At 58.2% G+C, this 20,562-nt stretch carries 18 protein-coding genes; 13 read left to right on the forward strand and 5 right to left on the reverse strand.

Going from position 1 to position 20,562, the window contains the following annotated elements:
* Positions 1-114: 114 nt before the first annotated feature.
* Complete coding sequence (locus tag A1D30_RS13145; RefSeq protein ID WP_063461173.1) at positions 115-663, reverse strand: YggT family protein; 549 nt, start codon at positions 661-663, stop codon at positions 115-117.
* Positions 664-760: 97 nt separating this feature from the next.
* Between A1D30_RS13145 and A1D30_RS13150 the strand changes: the two genes are divergently transcribed.
* A complete protein-coding gene (locus A1D30_RS13150; RefSeq protein WP_063461174.1) occupies positions 761-1,396 on the forward strand; it encodes an LON peptidase substrate-binding domain-containing protein in 636 nt (211 codons plus the stop codon).
* Between the two features lie 21 nt (positions 1,397-1,417).
* Here the strand turns inward: A1D30_RS13150 and A1D30_RS13155 are convergent, their stop codons facing one another.
* Positions 1,418-3,187, reverse strand: a complete 1,770-nt coding sequence (locus tag A1D30_RS13155) for a nucleoside-diphosphate sugar epimerase/dehydratase (protein ID WP_242421880.1) — start codon at positions 3,185-3,187, stop codon at positions 1,418-1,420.
* Between the two features lie 149 nt (positions 3,188-3,336).
* Between A1D30_RS13155 and pseB the strand changes: the two genes are divergently transcribed.
* The 12 genes from pseB (at position 3,337) to A1D30_RS13220 (ending at position 16,234) form a co-directional block, all read left to right on the forward strand.
* Complete coding sequence (gene pseB / locus A1D30_RS13160; protein WP_063461175.1) at positions 3,337-4,347, forward strand: UDP-N-acetylglucosamine 4,6-dehydratase (inverting); 1,011 nt, start codon at positions 3,337-3,339, stop codon at positions 4,345-4,347.
* Between the two features lie 10 nt (positions 4,348-4,357).
* A complete protein-coding gene (gene pseC, locus A1D30_RS13165; RefSeq protein ID WP_063461176.1) occupies positions 4,358-5,524 on the forward strand; it encodes a UDP-4-amino-4,6-dideoxy-N-acetyl-beta-L-altrosamine transaminase in 1,167 nt (388 codons plus the stop codon).
* Positions 5,521-6,213, forward strand: coding sequence for a pseudaminic acid cytidylyltransferase (gene pseF / locus A1D30_RS13170; RefSeq protein WP_063461177.1), 693 nt, complete (start codon positions 5,521-5,523; stop codon positions 6,211-6,213). Before pseC ends, pseF begins: the two co-directional genes overlap by 4 nt.
* A complete protein-coding gene (gene pseG, locus A1D30_RS13175) occupies positions 6,210-7,709 on the forward strand; it encodes a UDP-2,4-diacetamido-2,4,6-trideoxy-beta-L-altropyranose hydrolase (protein WP_063461178.1) in 1,500 nt (499 codons plus the stop codon). Before pseF ends, pseG begins: the two co-directional genes overlap by 4 nt.
* Complete coding sequence (gene pseI / locus A1D30_RS13180) at positions 7,706-8,767, forward strand: pseudaminic acid synthase (RefSeq protein ID WP_063461179.1); 1,062 nt, start codon at positions 7,706-7,708, stop codon at positions 8,765-8,767. Before pseG ends, pseI begins: the two co-directional genes overlap by 4 nt.
* 5 nt (positions 8,768-8,772) lie before the next feature.
* Complete coding sequence (locus tag A1D30_RS13185; protein ID WP_199865984.1) at positions 8,773-9,768, forward strand: Gfo/Idh/MocA family oxidoreductase; 996 nt, start codon at positions 8,773-8,775, stop codon at positions 9,766-9,768.
* Positions 9,765-11,060, forward strand: a complete 1,296-nt coding sequence (locus A1D30_RS13190) for a DegT/DnrJ/EryC1/StrS family aminotransferase (RefSeq protein WP_063461181.1) — start codon at positions 9,765-9,767, stop codon at positions 11,058-11,060. Before A1D30_RS13185 ends, A1D30_RS13190 begins: the two co-directional genes overlap by 4 nt.
* A 6-nt stretch (positions 11,061-11,066) precedes the next feature.
* Positions 11,067-11,612: a GNAT family protein gene (locus A1D30_RS13195; protein WP_063461182.1), complete on the forward strand. Its 546-nt coding sequence runs from the start codon at positions 11,067-11,069 to the stop codon at positions 11,610-11,612.
* Between the two features lie 801 nt (positions 11,613-12,413).
* On the forward strand, positions 12,414-13,619 hold the full coding sequence (locus A1D30_RS13205; RefSeq protein ID WP_199865986.1) for an N-acetyl sugar amidotransferase: 1,206 nt from the start codon (positions 12,414-12,416) through the stop codon (positions 13,617-13,619).
* Positions 13,620-13,639: 20 nt separating this feature from the next.
* On the forward strand, positions 13,640-14,227 hold the full coding sequence (gene hisH / locus A1D30_RS13210) for an imidazole glycerol phosphate synthase subunit HisH (protein WP_157891331.1): 588 nt from the start codon (positions 13,640-13,642) through the stop codon (positions 14,225-14,227).
* Positions 14,199-14,990 carry a HisA/HisF-related TIM barrel protein gene (locus tag A1D30_RS24795; protein WP_082836443.1) on the forward strand — a complete coding sequence of 264 codons (792 nt, stop codon included), beginning with the start codon at positions 14,199-14,201 and terminating at the stop codon, positions 14,988-14,990. The genes hisH and A1D30_RS24795 overlap by 29 nt, the downstream gene beginning before the upstream one ends.
* A complete protein-coding gene (locus tag A1D30_RS13220) occupies positions 14,987-16,234 on the forward strand; it encodes an N-acetyl sugar amidotransferase (RefSeq protein WP_082836444.1) in 1,248 nt (415 codons plus the stop codon). The genes A1D30_RS24795 and A1D30_RS13220 overlap by 4 nt, the downstream gene beginning before the upstream one ends.
* Here A1D30_RS13220 and A1D30_RS13225 read toward each other — a convergent pair.
* From A1D30_RS13225 to asnB, 3 genes are all read right to left on the reverse strand, one after another.
* Complete coding sequence (locus A1D30_RS13225; protein ID WP_131798459.1) at positions 16,225-17,367, reverse strand: hypothetical protein; 1,143 nt, start codon at positions 17,365-17,367, stop codon at positions 16,225-16,227. The two genes, A1D30_RS13220 and A1D30_RS13225, sit on opposite strands and share 10 nt — an antisense overlap.
* A 107-nt stretch (positions 17,368-17,474) precedes the next feature.
* Positions 17,475-18,782: a type III glutamate--ammonia ligase gene (glnT, locus tag A1D30_RS13230; RefSeq protein ID WP_063461188.1), complete on the reverse strand. Its 1,308-nt coding sequence runs from the start codon at positions 18,780-18,782 to the stop codon at positions 17,475-17,477.
* A 24-nt stretch (positions 18,783-18,806) separates the two neighbouring features.
* Positions 18,807-20,561 (reverse strand): asparagine synthase (glutamine-hydrolyzing), encoded by a 1,755-nt coding sequence (gene asnB / locus A1D30_RS13235; RefSeq protein WP_063461189.1) that lies wholly within the window; start codon positions 20,559-20,561, stop codon positions 18,807-18,809.
* Position 20,562 lies beyond the last annotated feature (1 nt).

Consider the following 20,562-nt stretch of genomic DNA (forward strand, 5'->3'; position numbering starts at 1 on the left):
GCCCGCAGATGCAAAGTGAGCGGCCGCGCCTATCTGGCGCGGCCGCTCTTTTTTTGATAGCTACTCAGGCTTACCTATTGCGCGTAGGGGCCGTTTTTAAGTAGATTTTTCGGCTCAACGCATGACGCTGGCCTGCAAATGGCCCAGCACAATCATGACCACCTGCAGCAGCACCAGCGCGGCCAGGGGTGACAGGTCGATGCCCCCCACCAGCGGGATGATCCGGCGAAACGGCCGCAGGACCGGTTCGCACAGCCGCGCAATCACATCGGACAGCGGTGAACGCGCCTGCACCCAGGACATCACGGCGTAGACGATCAAAAGGCCGATCAGCCCCGACACCGCCACCCGCGCCAGGCCAAACAGGGCCAGCCATGGTAGCCAGGCCCACGCAGAAGCGGCCCCGAGCAACAAAGTCAGCAGGGAGTACTGCACCAGCTGTAGCAATGCAGCAGCCACCAGGCTCGACACATCCCAGCGCCCCACCGGAGGAATCACCCGGCGCAGCGGCATGATCAGCCAGTCTGTCAGGGCAAACACCAGCCCCCCCACCGGGTTGGCGAATGGAACACGTTGCCACTGCATGTACAGCCGCAGCAGACAGGCCCCCGTGAGCAAGCCACCAACAACGTCGAGCAGGAAAGAAGTGATCTGAAAGAGCATGGGTGGAAAAAGGGGCGGAGGGAACAAAAAACAAGGGCGGGACCGAAAGCGGGTTGCGCCGTGGGATGATAGCGGGCCAAGGCGCCTCACCCCGCTCATGTCCCAAGCCCTCACACTGTCATCCCTGCCCCTTTTCCCGCTGAACTCCGTGCTGTTCCCGGGCGGCGTGCTGGCTCTGCGCGTGTTCGAGGTGCGCTACCTGGACATGGTGCGCAAGTGCCACCAGGCAGGTGCGCCGTTTGGCGTGGTGTCGCTCACCCATGGCCACGAAGTGCGCCAGGCGGGCGCCCCCGAAGAGCGCTTCAACGACGTCGGCACCCTGGCGATCATCGAACAGCTGGATCATCCCCAGCCAGGCCTGATCACGTTGCTGTGCCGCGCCAGCCAACGTTTTCGCATCACCCAGCGCCATCACCTGCCCCACGGCCTGTGGACCGCCGATGTGGATCACGTAGACCCCGACCTCCCGGTCCCCGTCCCAGGCGACCTCAAGAAGGCAGCAACCGCATTGGCACAGGTGCTGCACACACTCCGGGAACGCGACCCCGAAACCCCCAACGCCATCATGCCCACCGAAGCGCAACTGGACGATTGCGGCTGGGTATCCAACCGCTGGTGCGAGCTGTTGCCCGTACCGCTGGAACTCAAGCAGCGCTTGATGGAGCTCGAGAATCCGCTAGTACGGCTGGAGTTGGTGGGGGATGTGCTGGAGAGGACGGGGATTGCGCAGTAGACGCGAAAGCCTGCGCTTGCACTATCGAGCGGTGTACTCCGGCACTTGCGTCTGCAACCATGAACGGAGCGCAGACGCAGATGGCTCAACCCCCAGGTCCGCGATACTCTGACTCACCGCCTCAGGGTTCACGCCGCCAGAAGCATCGGTCTTGGCGACATGCAGCTTGGGGTGAGGCGTAGGCTCGGTTGTCTCTCCATTGGCCAGCAGTTCCTCATAGAGCTTCTCACCAGGCCTCAGGCCCGTGAAAACGATAGGAATTTCCTGCTCGGTCTTTCCTGACAAACGAACAAGAATTCTGGCCAACTCCACGATCTTGACCGGCTCACCCATATCCAGCACAAAGATTTGCCCCGATTGCCCCATTAGGCCAGCCTGCAAGACCAACTGGGCAGCCTCGGGAATGGTCATGAAGTACCGGACGATATCGGGATGGGTCACGGTCACCGGCCCCCCGCGCGCAATCTGCTCCGCGAACAAGGGGACGACCGACCCACTCGAACCCAACACGTTTCCAAATCGCACTGCAACAAAACGTGTCCCCGGGTGCTCAGACGCCACCGCTTGCATTACCCGCTCCGCAAGCCTCTTGCTGGCCCCCATGACGTTGGTCGGGTTCACGGCCTTGTCCGTAGAGATCAGTACAAAACGCGCCGCTCCTATCGCAGCCGCCACACGAGCGACATTCATGGTGCCCAAGACATTGGTGCGCAACGCCTCGATTTCGTTGAGCGACTCCATCAGCGGGACGTGTTTGTAGGCTGCCGCATGAAACACCACTGTCGGCTGATGAAGACGCGCGATGGCGTGCAGGCGCTCGACCTCGCGCACGTTGGCGGTGTAGTACATGCCCTGCATCTGCGGGTGTGCTTCACGCAGTTCTTGCTCCAACTGGTAGATAGCGAACTCAGACACATCTACACAAACCAGACGCGCCACACCAAAACGTGCAATCTGGCGGCACAACTCGGAGCCGATGGAGCCGCCGGCACCGGTGACAAGTACACATGTACCCGCAAACAGATCTGACAAGCCCTTGGCGTCCAATTGCACCTGAACGCGACCCAACAGGTCTTCCAACTCGATGCGACGCGGCCCGACACTCTCGGTTCGAAGCCATTCATCGGGCCGAGGCATGGCCAGCAGTGCGAGACCCGCATCGCTGGAATACTTCAGGACTTCACTACGCCCTTCAGATCCGGCGGGACTGGCAAGCAAGGCTGTGCGCACATCAACGGAGCGTGCAATAGAGTCGATATTGGTCGTGGTGCCAAGTACCGGCACCCCCTGCAACGAGCGCCCTTGCTCAGACTCTAAGTGCGACACAATACCCACCGGGTGCCAATGGCCCGAGCCTTTGAGCGCTCGCAGGGCATCGGCGGCATCCTGAAGCGCCCCCACGATCAATATGGGCCGAGTTCCCGTCGGCAAAACGGCCCGCTCGAAGAGCGTGCGCCAAGCAGCGCGTGCAGCCACCAAAAGCATCAAAACTATCAGGGGATGGAGCAGCAAGACTGAACGAGGAAAGCTCGGCACGCGCAGCATCAGCACCGCAGCTGCGGTCAAAAGAGACGCGAGAAATACAGCGATCGCCAACTGACGCAACTCAGACAACCCGATGTAGCGCCAGACTTGTCGATGTACTCCCATACCAACGAAGGCGACCCAGTATGACCCCACAGCCAGCAAAGCCGACTCAACAGCCATAGAGCTGAACTCATCAGGCACATCCAGATTGAAACGTAGCCAGAACGACAACACCCAAGCTAGAAGAATGAGTGCGGTGTCCAAGGCAAGCAGGACTAGCGAAGACAAGCGGACAGCGGTACGGTTTGGCAGCACAGTGAGGGAGGGGGGCGCGCTGGAAGTTTGGCGGCACGCCCGAGAGTCACGCGTGCCAACGTCGTTGATAATAACAAGAGAGCATTCGTGGGACCTTCATGCTGACCGACAAATCTATTCTCGTTACCGGCGGAACCGGGTCCTTTGGCAAAGCATTCGTGCGTACCGTACTAGAACGCTATCCCGAGGTGCGAAGACTCGTTATCTTCTCTCGTGACGAGCTCAAGCAGTATGAAATGCAGCAGGTATTCCCGGCCAGCCAGTTCCCTTGTCTGCGTTACTTCATTGGCGATGTGCGCGACGAAGCTCGCTTGCGGCGTGCACTGGAAGGAATCGACATCGTTGTGCATGCTGCAGCCCTCAAGCAGGTGCCTGCAGCAGAGTACAACCCGTTCGAATGCATCAAGACCAATGTGCTCGGCGCCCAGAACCTCATCGAGGCCTGTCTATCCAACGGCGTACAGCGCGTGGTTGCGCTCTCAACAGACAAGGCCGCTGCGCCAGTAAACCTCTACGGCGCCACAAAACTCTGCTCCGACAAACTCTTCATTGCGGCCAACAACATCAAAGGCAATCGGGACATCCGTTTCAGCGTTGTACGCTACGGAAACGTGATGGGAAGCCGTGGCTCCGTCATCCCATTCTTTCTGGAGAAGCGCAAGAGCGGTGCGCTACCGATCACTGATCCTCGCATGACTCGATTTAACATCTCACTGCAAGAAGGCGTGGACATGGTCCTCTGGTCTATCGAGCACGCTTGGGGTGGAGAAGTGCTGGTTCCCAAAATTCCGTCGTACCGCATCACCGATGTGGCGACAGCCGTGGCACCAAATTGCCGGCAGGAAATCATCGGCATCCGCCCAGGCGAGAAAATCCACGAGGAAATGATCACATCAAGTGATGCAGCAAGCACTGTGGACCTCGGCAGTTACTACGCAATCCTACCGCTGGCAGGTCAATTCACGCTAAAAGAGTACTGCGCCAAAACCGGCGCTAAACCAGTGGAGCCGGGCTTCGCCTACGACAGTGGCAAAAACCCAGATTTTTTGTCAGTAGACCAACTCTGCGCACTCATTGAAAAGTACGTTGCCAGCCCCACGACAATGTGAGCGTGCCTATATGTACATCCCCTATAGCTGCCAGCAGATCACAGAAGAGGACATCGCGGCCGTCGTCGCAATTTTGAAGTCAGAGTATCTCACCCAAGGCCCATCGGTCACAGCCTTTGAGACTGCGTTCGCGGTGCGCCATGAGGTGGCGCACGCGGTCGCCGTGTCCAACGCCACGGCAGCGTTGCACATCGGCTGCCTCGCACTCGGCGTCGGACCAGGATCTTTGGTATGGACAACACCGAACACTTTCCTGGCCTCTGCGAACTGCGCGCTCTACTGCGGTGCTGATATCGACTTCGTCGACATGGACGGCGCCACGCGCAACATCAGCGTGGCGGCGCTCACTGCCAAGCTGAAGAAGGCTGAGGCGAACGGCCGCCTCCCGTCCTTACTGATCCCCGTCGACTTCTCTGGCTTGCCCTGCGACATGCGCGAGATCCGGGCCCTCGCAGACTGCTACGGCTTTCGTATTCTAGAGGACGCGTCCCACGCTGCCGGTGCCTCGTATCTGGGGCGCCCAGTGGGCAGCGCCTGGGCCGACCTCACCGTATTCAGTTTTCATGCCGTCAAGATCGTTACCACCGCCGAAGGCGGCATAGTCACAACTCAGGACGATGCCATCGCCGCCAAGCTGCGCTTGCTACGCTCACATGGCATGACACGCGACCCTGCGCAGATGGACCATGCGCCTGAAGGCGCCTGGTACTATGAACAACAACAACTTGGCTTCAACTATCGCCTTACCGATCTGCAGGCAGCGCTGGGAGCGTCTCAACTGAAACGCATTGACACGCTGCAGGTAGAACGCGTGAAACTCGCAAGTCGCTACGACAAACTTCTCGCGGAGTTGCCTCTGCACCTCCCCCCTCGACTGGTAGATCGTGAGTCCGCTTGGCACCTTTACACGGTGGAAATCGACCCACTGCGCACACGCGCACACCGCGCAACTGTGTTCGCTCGCCTGCGCGAGGATGGAGTCGGCGTCAACGTGCACTACATCCCCGTGCACCTGCAACCCTACTACGCGCGGCTCGGCTTTCGTCTCGGAGAGTTCCCCGCCGCAGAGAAATACTACGCCAACACACTCTCGTTACCACTCTTTCCCGCCATGACGCAAGCACAGCAGGACCATGTGGTGGGCAGTCTCACCATGGCCCTCCGGGAGGCGGAATGAAGCTCGCTATCATTCCCGCGCGCGGAGGCAGCAAGCGGATCCCACGTAAGAACATCAAAACCTTCGGTGGAAAACCAATGATCGGCCATGCTATCCATACGGCCGAAGCCAGTGGCCTATTCGACGCGGTGATCGTTTCCACCGACGACACAGAGATCGCTCAAACCGCACGAGACCTGGGTGCCGTCACCCCTTTCATGCGCCCAGCCAATCTGGCGGACGACTACACACCCACGGTACCGGTTATCGCGCACGCCATCCGTGCCTGCGAAGAACTCGGGTGGCATGTAGAGCAAGTGTGTTGCATCTACCCGGGCGTCCCCTTCATGCGTACAGACGACCTTCGCACTGCGCTGGCAGTGCTGGAGGATGGCGCCACCTACGCCTTCCCCGTCACCCCATTCCCATCCCCCATCCAGCGCGCACTGAGATGCGATGCAGGCGGCGCGACAACACCGTTCTTCCCGGAGTACGCGGCCACCCGCACACAAGACCTTCTACCGGCCTACCACGATGCCGGACAGTTCTATTGGGGGCGTGCCAACGCCTGGCTTAGCGGTTTGAATATCCATATCCATGGTCGCACGATCGTCTTGCCACACTGGCGCGTAATAGATATAGACACATCCGAGGACTGGGAACGCGCGGAGCTGATTTATCGCGCACTGGAGCAGAGAGCACCCCAATGAAAGTGGCCATCAGGGCTGACGCGTGGCCCACCATGGGTAGCGGGCACATCATGCGCTGCCTCTGCTTGGCAGACGCTTTGAGGGTACGCGGCGCTCGGGTCACCTTCCTCTGCCGCTCGCTTCCACCCCATCTGGCAAATGCCATCACCGCTGGCGGGCACTCCCTGCGCACTCTGCCATTGCTTACCACCGACGACGCGCCGCAAAACAACTGGCCCGAGGACAGGCAAACCAAGGATGCCCATGCCACGTGCGAGGCCCTGGAGGGGTTTGTGCCCGACTGGCTTGTTGTTGACCACTACGGACTTGGCAGAGAATGGGAAAACGTACTGCGACCTGTTGTCCGGCGTCTCATGGTCATCGACGACTTGGCACGGCCCCACAATTGCGACCTCCTACTCGACATCAACCTCCAGGCTCAACCGCAGACGCGGTACGAAGGTCGCGTCCCAACTACAACGCAACTCCTTCTGGGACCCCATTTCGCCCTCCTGCGCCCCGAGTTTCGTGCCGCGCGCAAGAAAATGCACCCGCGCACAGGCGCAGTGCAGCGTCTACTCGTCTTCATGGGCGGCATGGACGCGGGCAATGCGACCGGCACGGTACTTCAGGCCATCGCTCTGACTGCTCAGCGTGGACTCGCACTGGACATCGTGATCGGCACCTCACATCCCGCGCGCGAGGCCGTCACAGCCTTTTGCGCCGCATGGCCCCTCGCCAAATGCCATGTTCAAACGGATCAAATGGCGGCCCTCCTCGCGAGGTGCGATCTCGCGATCGGTGCTGGCGGTGGCGCAACATGGGAGCGTTGTTGCTTGGGGGTGCCCACCTTAGCTCTGGCGCTGGCGGACAACCAGCGCACGCAATTGGGTGCGCTTGCAGCTGCAGGCTTGGCCTACGTACCTAACGACCCACTGCCCGAAGCAGCACGACTATCCTCACACCTACTAGCGCTCCTGGACAACAACTCGTTGCGTGAAGCGATGTCCAAAGCGGGCATGGCACTGGTCGATGGACAGGGCGCACAACGAGTCTCGAGCGCGATGCTCGCCGGATTAGTGCGACTGAGACCCGCCGCACCAAGCGATAGTGCTCGCGTCTTCGAATGGCGCAATGCGCCACGCGTACGCGAAATGTCTCTGGACAACACTGAGATTGCGAAGCCCCTGCACAAGCGCTGGTTTGAGCAAGTGCTGGCGGCATCCGATCAAGTGCTGCTCATCGGCGAAGATGACGAAGGCCCCGCCGGGGTCGTGCGGTTTGACCTGAGTGAGGACAGCGCCACCATTTCCATTTACCTCGCTCAGGAACGCTTCGGTCAAGGACTTGGCTCCAGTCTACTGCGTGCAGCGGAGCACTGGCTCGCAACGAGCCACCCAGAAATCCTCTGGGTCCATGCACAGGTGCGAGCAGTCAACACAGCCTCACTGCGCCTGTTCGAACAAGGCGGCTACCGCCTGGATTTTTATCACTTCTCCAGGAAAATTCAAGCATGAATGCTCAGGACGACGTAGTCATTGCAGGAAAGCACATAGGGCCCGGCCATCCCCCCTTCATCATCGCGGAGATGTCGGGCAACCACAACCAGTCATTGGACCGAGCAATGGCATTGGTAGAGGCTGCGGCGCGCGCCGGTGCACACGCATTGAAGCTACAGACATACACGGCAGATACCATGACGCTGGATGTCCAGAACGAGGGGTTTCAAATTCGTGACCCTGACAGCCTCTGGAAGGAGTCCTCGCTCTATAAACTTTACCAGCAGGCCTACACCCCCTGGGAATGGCATACGCCAATCTTCGCCCGTGCAAAGCAGCTTGGGATGATCGCGTTCAGCACCCCATTCGACGAGACAGCTGTCGATTTTCTAGAAAGCATTGAAGCCCCCTGCTACAAAATCGCGTCATTCGAGAACACTGACCTTCCACTGATCCGCCGAGTCGCGCGCACAGGAAAGCCCGTCATCATCTCGACTGGCATGGCCTCTGTGGCCGAGTTGGACGAGAGCGTGCGTGCAGCGAGAAAAGCCGGCTGCCATAGCCTAGTTCTCCTCAAGTGCACCAGCACCTATCCAGCCACGCCGGAGAACACAAACGTATCCACCATTCCTCACATGCGTGCGCTCTTCGGCTGCCAAGTCGGGCTTTCGGATCACACCATGGGCGTAGGCGCCTCCGTGGCGGGTGTGGCACTAGGTGCCACTGTGATCGAAAAACACTTCACACTCCGTCGCGCGGACGGTGGAGTCGACAGCGCCTTCTCTCTCGAACCTGAAGAACTCGCTCAACTCGTCGTTGAAACAGGCCGAGCCTGGCAGAGCTTGGGCACCGTGCATTACGGCCCCACAGAGGCTGAGCGCAACTCCTTGCAGTTCCGTCGCTCCCTCTATGTCGTAGAAGACCTCGCACCCGGCGATGAACTCACGACCACAAACGTCCGCGCAATTCGCCCAGGTTTTGGCCTTCCACCCCGGCACCTCGAAGAGGTGCTCGGCTCCCGCGTCACCCATGCAGTAAAGCGGGGCACACCGCTTTCCTGGTCGCTGCTAAGGTAAGTGACTTGAAACTCCTAGACGTCCTCATCGTCGGCTGCGGGAATATCGCTGGAGGTTTCGACGCAAACCGCCCCTTAAGCGATTTACCGCTGACCCACGCGGGCGCATTTAGCAGGAATCCCGGCTTTGCTCTAGCGGCTTGCGTGGAGCCCAATGACGCAAAACGCGAAGCCTTCATGGCACGCTGGAACATCCCCACAGGGTTCGCCAACCTCACCCAGGCGATTGCAGCGAACCTGCGCCCCAAAGTCGTCAGCATTTGCAGTCCGACAGCGGCGCACGCGAATGACATCCAGACAGCGCTCGCCCTGAAGCCTCGTATCATCTTTTGCGAAAAGCCCATCACGATGTCAGCGGCCGAAACGGAGCATTGGGTGAACACTTGTCAGCAGAGCGGTGTACTGCTCGCAGTGAACCACACGCGGCGCTGGGCACCGGACGTAGTCCGGCTGAAGACCATGCTGGACTCCGGCGAATGGGGTCGTTTGCGCTCTCTGAATGCTGTCTACAACAAAGGTATTCTGAACAACGGTGGGCACATGATTGACCTAGTGCAGTACCTTGCAGGCCCGCTGACCGTCCTCTGCGCAGGAATGCCTGTCCATGACCATTGGTCAGACGACCCCACAGTCCCCGCCTTGATGAGCACAGCCGAGGGCGTGCCATTTAGTCTGAACATAGCCCATGCTAGCGACTACGCGATGTTTGAGCTAGAGTTGGTTATGGCAAATGGCGTGCTGACAATGGAGAATGGTGGAATGAACTGGCGCATCCGCCGGACGATACAAAGCCCATACTTTCAAGGTTATCACTCTCTCGGCCCAGCCGCAGAGACCGCCGGCGAGTACCCCCTGGCGATGAGCGCGGCAGTTGCAAACCTGTATGGAGCCGCGACGTGTGGTGAACCGCTCGCTAGCAATGGGGTCAGTGCGCTCTCGGCTCAGCGCATATGCCAAAAAATACGCGAAGCAGCCGTCGCCCCCCAAGAAAAGCCGATATGACAATACCCCTTTTAGAATCCCGGCTTGCCATCAACGGCGGCCCTCCTACCATTGCCCAGCCGCTGGAACTGTTTCGCAGCGTTGGAGAAGAAGAAGCGCAAGCTGCTGTCGAAGTGATACGCAGCGGTGTTCTATCCGCCTATGTCGGCGCACCTGGTGATTTTTTTATGGGCGGTCCACGCGTCCGTCGACTTGAAGCGCAAGCTGCCGAATACTTCGGCGTGAAGCATGCCGTAGCTGTGAACTCATGGACCTCAGGCCTCATTGCTAGCATCGGCGCTATCGGAGTAGAGCCGGGAGATGAAATCATCACCACGCCTTGGACAATGGCTGCGACTGCGACCGCCATCCTTCACTGGAATGCAATCCCCGTCTTCGCAGACATAGATCCGGTGAGCTACAACATCGACCCCGCAAGCGTCGAACGTCTCATCTCACCGCGTACACGCGGCATCATGGCCGTGGACATCTTCGGTCAATCATGCAACATTGATGCACTGCGCGCCATCGCGACCAAACATCAAATCAAGTTGCTGGTCGACACGGCTCAATCTCCAGGCGCTCTGTACAAGGGACGCCATGCGGGCACTCAAGCAGATATCGGTGGCTACAGTCTCAACTACCATAAGCACATCCACAGCGGCGAGGGCGGCATCATTGTCACCAACGACGACCACTTAGCCGAACGCACACGCCTCATCCGTAACCACGCTGAGTGCGTGGTGCAGGCCGCATCACCAGCGGATCTATCCAACATGCTGGGGTACAACTTCCGTATGGGCGAAATCGAGGCAGCTATCGCCTTGGTGCAATTGGGCAAGCTCAAAGAACGTGTGGCTAGCCGCCAACGCGCTGCGGCCGAGCTAAACGCAGCGCTCGCGGGCCTTGAAGGGTTGCGCACACCTGTCGTTTCCAAAAACTGCACTCACGTTTACTACGTGTATGGCCTGCACATCGACATCGACACACTCGGCGTAAGCCGCCAGCGTATCGCAGAGGCGCTGCGTGCAGAAGGCGTGCCGGGTGTTATGACGGGTTACCAAAATGTGCATATGTATCCGCTGTTCCAGCAGAAGATCGCATACGGCACTAGCGGCTTCCCCTGGAATTCACCCTACTGCGCACGCGAAGTTAACTATGATTTTGGCATTTGCCCTGTTGCAGAGGATCTCCACACGCGCACGTTCATTGGCCTAAATCTATGCATGTGCGAGTTCCAAAGCTCTGATATCCAGCGAGTCGCCATGGCTATCCGCAAAATCTGGGGCCAGTTGAACGCGCTCAAGGACTAACTACCGATGCCAACATCGGACGCATTCATCGAACTGGCAGGCCAGCGAGTAGTACTGCGCACGTTCGTCCCTGCCGATCTGACTGATCAGTACATTAGTTGGCTTAACGATCCACAAACTATGCGCTGGAGCAACCAACGCTTCCTACACCACGACCGCGCCTCATGCGAGCTCTTCCTCGCCCATTTCGCGCAGGGGCCCAATCATTTCCTCAGTATCCGGGAGTCGATGACAGGCTTTGCAGTTGGCACTGCAACGGCGTACGTCTCGCTACCCCACGGTACGGCCGACGTAGGCATTTTGCTAGGGGAGCGCAGTTTCTGGGGCCTAGGCTATGGTCAGGATGCCTGGAACACGCTGTTGGACTGGCTGTCGGCGCAACCGAAGATACGCAAAATCACCGCAGGTACGTTAGCCTGCAACAAGCCTATGGTGCGACTGATAGAGAAATCGGGCATGCAACTTGAGGGCACACGGCGGAGCCAGGAAATCGTTGAAGGCAACGAGGAAGACATCCTGCTGTATGCAAGGTTCCGGCGTGATACAGCTTGAGGGGCCGCTTGTACTGGTCTGCCACGATGCGGGAGCTGCGAATCTAGCGCTTTCGTGGATTGAAGCCCTGCAATTGGCGCACCCGCTTGAATGTCGAGCTGTGCTCCAGGGTCCTGCTGCCGCGCTTGCTGCAAATTTTCAGCTGGACATACAGACTTTCGCCGAAACTGCGAGCGCGCTCAGGGGTGCAAGCTTGTTGATTAGCGGCACGGGCTGGGCCAGCGTTCTGGAGCACCAAGCCCGCGCCCTAGCTTACGCTGGTGGTGTACATAGCATTGCGGTGCTGGACCACTGGGTAAACTACCGGGACCGCTTTGCGCGCAATGGGCAAGTGGTTCTTCCTGACGAAATCTGGGTTGCAGATCACGATGCCCACACATTGGCCACACGTCAGTTCCCAGATGTGAAGATCGTCCTGCAGTCCAATCTGTACCTGCAAAGACAATTGCGTGAGATCGGTCCACCGCCAACCATCGGCGAAGTGCTGTATTTGCTGGAACCTGCACGCAGCGACTGGGGCCGGCAGATTCCTGGCGAATTTCAGGCACTTGACTATTTCATGCAGCACAGCAGCCGCGCAGGCATTCCAGTCGGCACGCCAGTGCGGCTACGCCCTCATCCTTCAGATGCTCCAGGCAAGTATGATCGCTGGCTTCGCAAACACACCGGCGCAGCGACCCTGGCCCCCCCAACTCCACTTGCAGCAGATCTAAACCGAGCCACATGGGTCGCTGGCTGCGAAACGGCCGCTCTAGCTATCGCGATTGCGGCTGGGCGCCGCACAGTTTGTACACTCCCCCCATGGGCACCGCCGTGCCGCCTGCCACAGCAGGAGCTCGTTCACCTCCAGAAGTTGGTGCCCGCGACACGATGAAATACTGCACGCAGTGCCTCCAGCCCGACACCCGTCCCAACACCGCTTTCACGGATGCGGGACTGTGCCCAGCCTGCGACTACTTTGCCCACCTGCATCATGTAGATTGGCAGGAACGCTATGAAATCCTGGAAGATCTACTCGCACAATACCCTCGCAAGCGGGGCCAGTTCGACTGCATCATCGGCGTCAGCGGCGGAAAGGACAGCACGCGCCAAGCCCTGTGGGTACGTGACAAGCTGGGCCTCAAACCGCTTCTAGCCTGCCTGAGCTATCCACCACAGCAGGTAACCCAGCGCGGTGTAGACAACATATCCAACCTCATCGAACAAGGCTTCGACGTGGTGATAGCAGCTCCTGCACCCGAGACCTGGCGTTTACTGATGAGGGAGTCGTTCGCACGCTTTACCAACTGGGCGCGCTCGACTGAACTCGCGCTTTTCAGTTCCGTTCCCCAGCTGGCCATCCGTTACAACGTGCCACTGATTCTGTGGGGGGAAAACCCCGGACTGCAGTTAGGTGACCTCAAGACGCTTGGCCGTACAGGCTACGACGGCAACAATCTGCGCAATATGAATACCCTGTCTGGCGGCGCAATGGCATGGATGGCAGAAACACCTGGCGTGGATCTGCGCAATTTGCAGGCCTACCGCTATCCTGCACCACAGGAATTCGACCAACACCGCTTACAGATCATCTACTTAGGTTGGTTTCTTGGCGACTGGTCGCTGGTAAACAACGGCATGTACTCGTGCACCAACGGGTTGGACATTCGCACCGATACCGTGGAAAACACGGGTGACCTACTCGGCATTACCTCCCTAGACGAAGATTGGGTGACGCTCAACCAGATGATCAAATACTATAAATTTGGATTTGGACGCGTCACCGACTACGTAAACGAGGAAATCCGGCTAGGCAGACTCACACGCGAACAGGGTATCGGGCTGGTCGAACAATACGATGACGCCTGCGCGCCCTCGTACATAAAGAGCTTCTGCGACTACATTGGTATCCACGTAGACGCCTTCTGGACCCAGGTTCATAGCAGCGTCAACCGTACACTTTTCGATGTCGACGCAGTCACAGGTCGCATCAACCGGCGCTATAAGGTGGGAGCAGGACTACCGTGAGGCAACCTACGATCGGCATCGTGGACTACGGCGTGGGCAATCTTGCTTCAGTGTGGCATGCCCTGCATGCTCTGCAGTTTCGCTGCCGCATTAGCAGCGAGCCAGCCACACTCAGCGCCTCTGACCTACTGTTGTTGCCTGGCGTGGGCGCGTTCCCAGCCGCCATGGCGGCTCTGCATCGGACAGGGCTGGTCGACTACCTTCGGAGTGAGGCCCATAAGGGCCGACCTATGATCGGAATCTGCCTAGGCATGCAACTTTTGGCGGAATCGTCCACAGAACAGCGTACAACACCCGGGCTGGGCCTGCTACCAGCGACCGTGCGCGCCCTGCAAGCTGGCGCGTGGCACATCGGTTGGAATGAGATTGAACTTGAGCGCGAAGATCCTTTGTTTGGCAACGAGTGGGCTCATTCCGTCTATTTCAATCATTCATACGTAATGGACGCGCAGCCTCAGCACCGCGTCTTCATTGCGCGGGCGGGCGAGCAGATCACTGCAGTCGTCCGAAATGACAACGTAGTAGGCATTCAGTTCCACCCCGAAAAGAGCCAGTCAACCGGACGCAAGTTGCTGCACCATGTCGTTGGGGGACTTCTGCGTGATTAAAAAACGACTCATCGGCGTGGTGACCGTCAAGAATGGCTGGGCAGTGCAGTCCTTCGGCTACGGTCGCTATCTACCGCTTGGGCGCCCCGAAGTACTGATCGCCAATCTGGATCGATGGGGTGCCGACGAAATACTGCTGCAATGTATTGATCGCAGCTGCACAACCCAAGGCCCCGATCTGCGTCTTCTTGACCGGGTAAGTCGCCGGGGACTGGCCACGCCCCTCATCTACTCCGGTGGCCTACGCCATGCAGCCGACGGAGTCGCAGCCATCAAGGCAGGTGCTGACCGTGTGTGTGTGGATGCACTGTTACACGACGATCTGGACGCCGTACTGTCAATATGCGAACCCCTAGGCGCCCAAGCTGTCGTTGCCAGCCTACCGTTAAGTCAGACAGCCGATGGCATCCGTTGGCTTGACTACCGGAGTCACCAGTCATTCCCGCTGGCACCCGAGCTTGTACGTCTATTGCGCGAAGGCGCTATTTCAGAGGCGATGATCGTCGACTGGCGCAATGAAGGCAGCCCCGGCGCATTCGATATCCGTCTACTGACCCTACCAGCTTTGCGCGGGATTCCCCTCATCGCTTTTGGCGGCCTCAGCGGCGAATCTCTGCTGCGAGAGGCACTCCAGATGCCAGAAGTAGTGGGCGTCGCACAAGGCAACTTCCTCAGTTACCGCGAGCATGCGGTGCAAGCCGTCAAGCAGTTGCTTCACGGCTTGCCCATGCGAGCCCCCCATTTTGAATCCTCCCCACCGTGACTCTAGGCCATTCCCTAAGTTGCCGCCGCTGCCTGTATACCACTAGCCACCCGCTGGGGCTGATACTCGACGAAGAAGGCATTTGCTCGGGTTGTCGCATTCATGAAGAAAAAGACCAACTAGACTGGCCCGCGCGCTGGGAAAGCTTGACCCGACTGGTCCAGCCGTACCGCATCACGTCGGGCGACACTTACGACTGCATAGTTCCAGTCACAGGAGCGAATGACTCGTACTTCATAGTGCACTTGATCAAGGAACGCCTGGGCCTCAACCCACTGCTCGTAACCTACAACAAATATTTCAACAGTGCGCTTGGCATCCGAAACTTGGCAAACCTGAGAATCCGATTCGACTGCGACATATTGGTACAAAACGTCAACCCTGTGTCGGTGCGCAAAATTACGCGCGCTACGCTGCGCCAGTTTGGCAGCATCTATTGGCACTGCCTGGCAGGCCAAACAGTGTTTCCTGTGCAAACAGCAGTGCGCTACGGCGTGCCACTGATTATCTGGGGCGCACACCAGGGACTCGAGCAGGTAGGCATGTTCTCCCACGAGCACGAAGTCGAGATGACACGCCGCTACCGCACCGACCACGACCTCATGGGTCAAGATCCCGATATGCTGCTGTCAATCTTCGACACCCTAACTGAAGACGACATCTGGCAATACCGCTATCCAGCCGACACTGACCTGCATACAGTCGGTGTGCGCGGTATTTACCTGGGTAACTACGTACGCTGGGACCCAAAGGCGCAGCACGAACAGATGGCAGCCAAGCATGATTATCGCGGTGCCGCATTCGCTCGCACCTTCGACACCTATGACCATGTCGACTGCTACAACTACATGGATGTGCACGATCAGATCAAGCTGTACAAGCAAGGCTACTCCAAGGTCACTGACCACGCTTGCCGGGAGATCCGCCACGGACGCCTCACGCGCTCACAGGGATTGGCTCTGGTTCAGCAGCACGAACTCGCGCCGCTCAAGCATCTGGACAAGTTCTGCGAGTGGCTCGGCGTAACCGAGCGCTCCCTGCAGTTCATCCTCGACCAGCACCGTGACCCGAGATACTGGACGCAGACACAGCCCGGACGCTGGGATTTCCATGGCGAAAGCACGCGTCTTGATGCGGCGTCCGGATACAACAACGCTCCTATAGATATTGGGTTCAGAGGCACCGACAGACTCGCTTTCGACGGCGACGGCAGCTACATCACGGTGGGCAAGGGCTACCCCTGAATGCTGCGATGCACAAGGCCCAGGATCGCGTCGGCAACACGTGGTGCGGCCAGCCCCGGCGGCGGCATCACGCGCAGAGAGCGTTGGATCGGGTGCGGGTTGTCAATGGCAAGCGTTAGATCGTCCATTGACTCCACCGGCTCAGCCAACCCCATGCGGCTATAGTCGAACTCCAGATTGGTCACGGAAGGTGCGAAACGCAGGCAAAGCACACGCTTGCCCGACAGCGCAGCCTCCAACCCAACGGTCGTCGTCTGCACAACGACGATATCGCTCGCATGTAATAGAAAAGCTACCGGTTCACGTGTAGGGATACTTACATATACCCCATCCTGCTCACCCAAGTCAGGAAATTCGTGGTACTGGCTCGGGTGGTAGCGCACAACCAACGCACGGGCCGGAGCCTCCGCCACCCATGCACGCAAACGCTGCTCTACGGCCAAGCCAAATCGATTGCCGAGGTATTCCAGCGGCGTACAGGGGCTCGGATCCTCCAGGTAGCCAGGATACATGACCACAGTCCGACCCTCCCAGCCCATCCGGCGCCGAAACTCGGCCCCTTGGCGAATATTGTCCGGATCCTGCAACGGATCGTAGGCGGGGCAACCCGTCACTAAAATGCGAGCCGGATCGATACCCGCTGTCGTCAGGTTGTCCCTCACAAATTCCGACAACACAGTAATCCGATCAGAATGCACAGGCTGTCGCGGGTAGATGTCGTAAGGCAAACCGAACAGGTCCATGATGTTCAAGCTCGGGACACCCCGTATCACAGCCGCTTCGGTAGCCGCGCGCTCCGAACGCGGTGAACTCGTGGTAACGACGACAGCCGGTCGTATCTCTTCAAGCACCCTGCCCATGAAGCGCAACGGAAAGAATATCCGCCTCCCCCCCTCCAGATACAACCGCTGGGCTCCTACCTCGCCATAGGTATCAACCCATTCGCTGTAGTTAATACCAAGGTAAGCGAGGCTTTCAACCTCATCAATGTCGGGATGGGCGTTGCCCTCCAAGAGCGCTCGGCCACACGCAAGTGCCCGTTTCGGGTCATCCACCAGGTGCAGGAAATTCTTGTACCCCACGGGCGAAAGCCCTGAGCGCTCGGCAATGCGAAAACCTGTGGTGAGGGCCATGACATGTACGTCCATGCCTCGCGCGATGAGTTCCTGTGCAACGGGTACGACCTTGCCGATGTGCCCTCCTCCATAACAAACGAAGAGAATCGGACCACCATCCAACATCAGAAAAAGTCCACGTAACGAGTGAATTCGGCCTTGGATATTTCCAGCACTAGCTCATCGCATTCAGCGCGTTTGACCGCTAGGTACTCAGCAATAAATGCCTCACCCAAGCCGCGGCGCATGACTTCGCTAGCATCCAGTTCGTCCAATGCATCTGGTAACGAGGTGGGAAGACACTTGATACCAAGAGCGGCGAGATCAGCTACAGACAGGACATAGAGGTTATCGTTCACTGGCTGGCCAGGTTCTAGCTCGCGTTCAATCCCGTCGAGTCCTGCATAGATAACTGCTGCTGTCAGTAGATAGGGGTTAGCCGCTGCGTCGGGTAGGCGCAGCTCCAGTCGGCCTCCAGGAACACGCACAAGTGCAGTGCGATTATTATTGCCATACGCAATGTTGATAGGCGCCCATGTTGCGCCTGAGCGAGAGCCGCTCTTGACTAGACGCTTGTAGCTATTGACACACGGCGCAGCAATGGCAGTGAGGGCGGCCGCATTCGCCATTAGTCCACCCAGGAATTGGTAGGCCATGGGCGATAGATCCATTTCCCGAGGATCAGTCTTGTCCTCGAAGGCGTTATCACAAAACTCGCCACCTGCGGACATATGCATATGCAACCCACTGCCCGACCGCTCTGCAAAGGGCTTCGGCATGAAGGAACACAGCATGCCATGTTTCTTCGCAATGGCCTGGGCTGCCATTTTGAAATAGGTTAGGTTGTCTGCAGTCTTGAGGGCATCGGCGTAAGTGAAGTTCATCTCAAACTGACCATTGGCATCTTCATGGTCAATCTGGTAAACGTCGATACCAGCCTCTTCCAGCGCCGCACGCAGTTCCATAAGGAAATCAGACACCGAGGACAGATGACGAAAGTCATAGCAAGGTTTATCCAAAGACTCAGACTCCGTAGCAACGACCCAACTCCCTGCAGCAGCACCCGCCTTAAGAAGGAAAAACTCTGGCTCCAAGCCCGTGAAAAACTCCAATCCGGTGGTCTCACGAAATTTGGCCAAGGCCTTCTTAAGTATCACCCTAGGGTCCAACGCATGCGGCTTGCCATCAACATAGCCCTCACAGGTAACACTTGCCGTCGACCCCATCCAGGGCACCGGACGAATCGAGTCGCGATCGCCAACGGCCATAAACTCGCGTCCATTGGGGCCCATGCCCATACCGGCGATGGCGAACCCGGCAAAACCTGCGCCGGCACCAAAAATCATGTCCTTGTGCTTGGCAGGCACCAGCTTCGCTTTGGGCCTACCGTGGATATCCACAAACTGCGCCAGATAGTAGTCAAATTCGGCCATAGTCCTGAAATCTCCGCTCGATGCTTACACAGTTTCTGGGAAAAACTCTTGCAGCCAAAGCTTGGTCATAAGCACCGTGCGTAACTGTTTGGTGTGGTTGTGCAGGCCGCTGCGATGCTCCTCCAGCATGACCAGCAATTCGTTGCGATCAAAGCGTCCGCCGTCGGACAAGGCCAATGTATCCCGCGCCCACTGATACAACGGCCCCTTGATCCATTCGCCGATCGGCAGCGTAGGCATGGTCTTGGGGCGAAACACGAAGTCACGGTCGTAGTAGTTCTCTGCAGCCTTTTTGAGGAAGTGCTTTCCAACGCCCTGATGAAACTTGGAGGTGATGGGCAAACGAGCAAGCAGCTCGCTGACACGGTGATCCAGGAAAGGCGCCCGCGCCTCAATAGACCAGCAAGCTCCCATGCGGTCACCCTTGACCGAATTATTGCCGGGCATGAGAGCCGTCAGCTCGTAGGCAGCCACTTGCTCCATGGGCTCCAGGTCACGGAACGGCTCGATGATGCTCATGAACTTGTCAAGTGCACCCTCGGTATGCGGCAAAAACGACACACTCATCATGCGCTTGCGATCCTTTTCCGAGCTGTAGCTAATGAGGTCGAAATAGCTACGCATAGAGAAATTGGCGCGCGTCATCTCGGAAAAAAACTGCTCGTTGTGCCGGAAGCCCAACATGACCTCATCGGGGCCGTCCCCCGTAAACATGACGATTTTCCCCATCTCATGCGCCTTGCGAGACAGCAGGTAAAAAAGGAAAAAAGAGAAATCACCGTGCGGCTGCTCCGCATGCCTGACAACGGAGCGTGCGATTTCCGGAATATCCGAAGGCTGGATATCCAGCGCGCTCAAGTTAATATTCAGGTCCGTAGCCACCCGCTCTGCATAAGCGTATTCAGAAAAACCCTCATGCTCGATCCGCAGACCAATAGCATCCAAGCGGGGGCGGTTCCACTGGGGCACCAGTCGATTAGCAATGACCGAGGAGTCCACGCCACCCGAGAGGAACAGGCCACCATCCACATCAAACCGCATCTGCAGTTTGACTGCTTCGTCCAGAGCACGCTCCAAATCAGCCTGCTCCGCATCAAGGCGCTCGCCATCCAGTGGCCACTCCCAATAGCGCACAGGCTCAGAGAAACTGCCTCCACCATAGCGGATGAAAGTGCCAGGCATCAGGTGTCGGATTCCCTCAAAGCAGGTCTCCGGCGGCGGGCAATAGTTGAAAGTGAACACGTTGCCCAATGCTGATTCGTTCACCTTGCGCTCAAATTTTGGCAACGCGAGGATGGCTTTCATCTCGCTGGCAAATGCCACCCCTCCTTGATAGGGGGCGTAAAAGCAGGGTTTGATACCCTGGCGATCACGGGCTAGCATGCCCGTCTGTGTCCGCTGGTCCCATATAAAAAAAGCAAACATGCCGACCAGATCGTCGAGCATCTTCTCGCCTTTTTCGCACCAAAGGTGAACCAGCACTTCCGTGTCACAACGCGACTTGAATTTGTAGCCCTTGGCCTTGAGCTGTTCGCGCAACTCTATGAAGTTGAAGATCTCCCCGTTGAAAACCACCCAGACCTTGCCATCGGTGCTGGACATCGGTTGCATGCCGTTTTCGGGGTCAACCACGGCCAGTCGGGCGTGCCCCAGAACAGCACCACCCAAATCCTCAACACCCTGCTCATCCACACCACGGTATTTGATGCAGTCGATCATCTTCCAGACGTCGTCTTTCGTCACGCCCGCAGCGTTGACCACACCTGCTATTCCACACATG

The organism is Acidovorax sp. GW101-3H11, from assembly GCF_001633105.1.
GTDB lineage: Bacteria > Pseudomonadota > Gammaproteobacteria > Burkholderiales > Burkholderiaceae_C > Acidovorax.

Coding starts and splice junctions, on each gene's coding strand:
- glnT (WP_063461188.1), bottom strand. CDS start 18,782: ATGGCCGAATTTGACTACTATCTGGCGCAGTTTGTGGATATCCACGGT.
- pseF (WP_063461177.1), top strand. CDS start 5,521: ATGAAGCTCGCTATCATTCCCGCGCGCGGAGGCAGCAAGCGGATCCCA.
- asnB (WP_063461189.1), bottom strand. CDS start 20,561: ATGTGTGGAATAGCAGGTGTGGTCAACGCTGCGGGCGTGACGAAAGAC.
- A1D30_RS13205 (WP_199865986.1), top strand. CDS start 12,414: ATGGGCACCGCCGTGCCGCCTGCCACAGCAGGAGCTCGTTCACCTCCA.
- A1D30_RS13145 (WP_063461173.1), bottom strand. CDS start 663: ATGCTCTTTCAGATCACTTCTTTCCTGCTCGACGTTGTTGGTGGCTTG.
- pseC (WP_063461176.1), top strand. CDS start 4,358: ATGTACATCCCCTATAGCTGCCAGCAGATCACAGAAGAGGACATCGCG.
- pseB (WP_063461175.1), top strand. CDS start 3,337: ATGCTGACCGACAAATCTATTCTCGTTACCGGCGGAACCGGGTCCTTT.
- pseI (WP_063461179.1), top strand. CDS start 7,706: ATGAATGCTCAGGACGACGTAGTCATTGCAGGAAAGCACATAGGGCCC.
- A1D30_RS13195 (WP_063461182.1), top strand. CDS start 11,067: ATGCCAACATCGGACGCATTCATCGAACTGGCAGGCCAGCGAGTAGTA.
- A1D30_RS13150 (WP_063461174.1), top strand. CDS start 761: ATGTCCCAAGCCCTCACACTGTCATCCCTGCCCCTTTTCCCGCTGAAC.
- A1D30_RS13225 (WP_131798459.1), bottom strand. CDS start 17,367: ATGGCCCTCACCACAGGTTTTCGCATTGCCGAGCGCTCAGGGCTTTCG.
- pseG (WP_063461178.1), top strand. CDS start 6,210: ATGAAAGTGGCCATCAGGGCTGACGCGTGGCCCACCATGGGTAGCGGG.
- A1D30_RS24795 (WP_082836443.1), top strand. CDS start 14,199: ATGTCGTTGGGGGACTTCTGCGTGATTAAAAAACGACTCATCGGCGTG.
- A1D30_RS13190 (WP_063461181.1), top strand. CDS start 9,765: ATGACAATACCCCTTTTAGAATCCCGGCTTGCCATCAACGGCGGCCCT.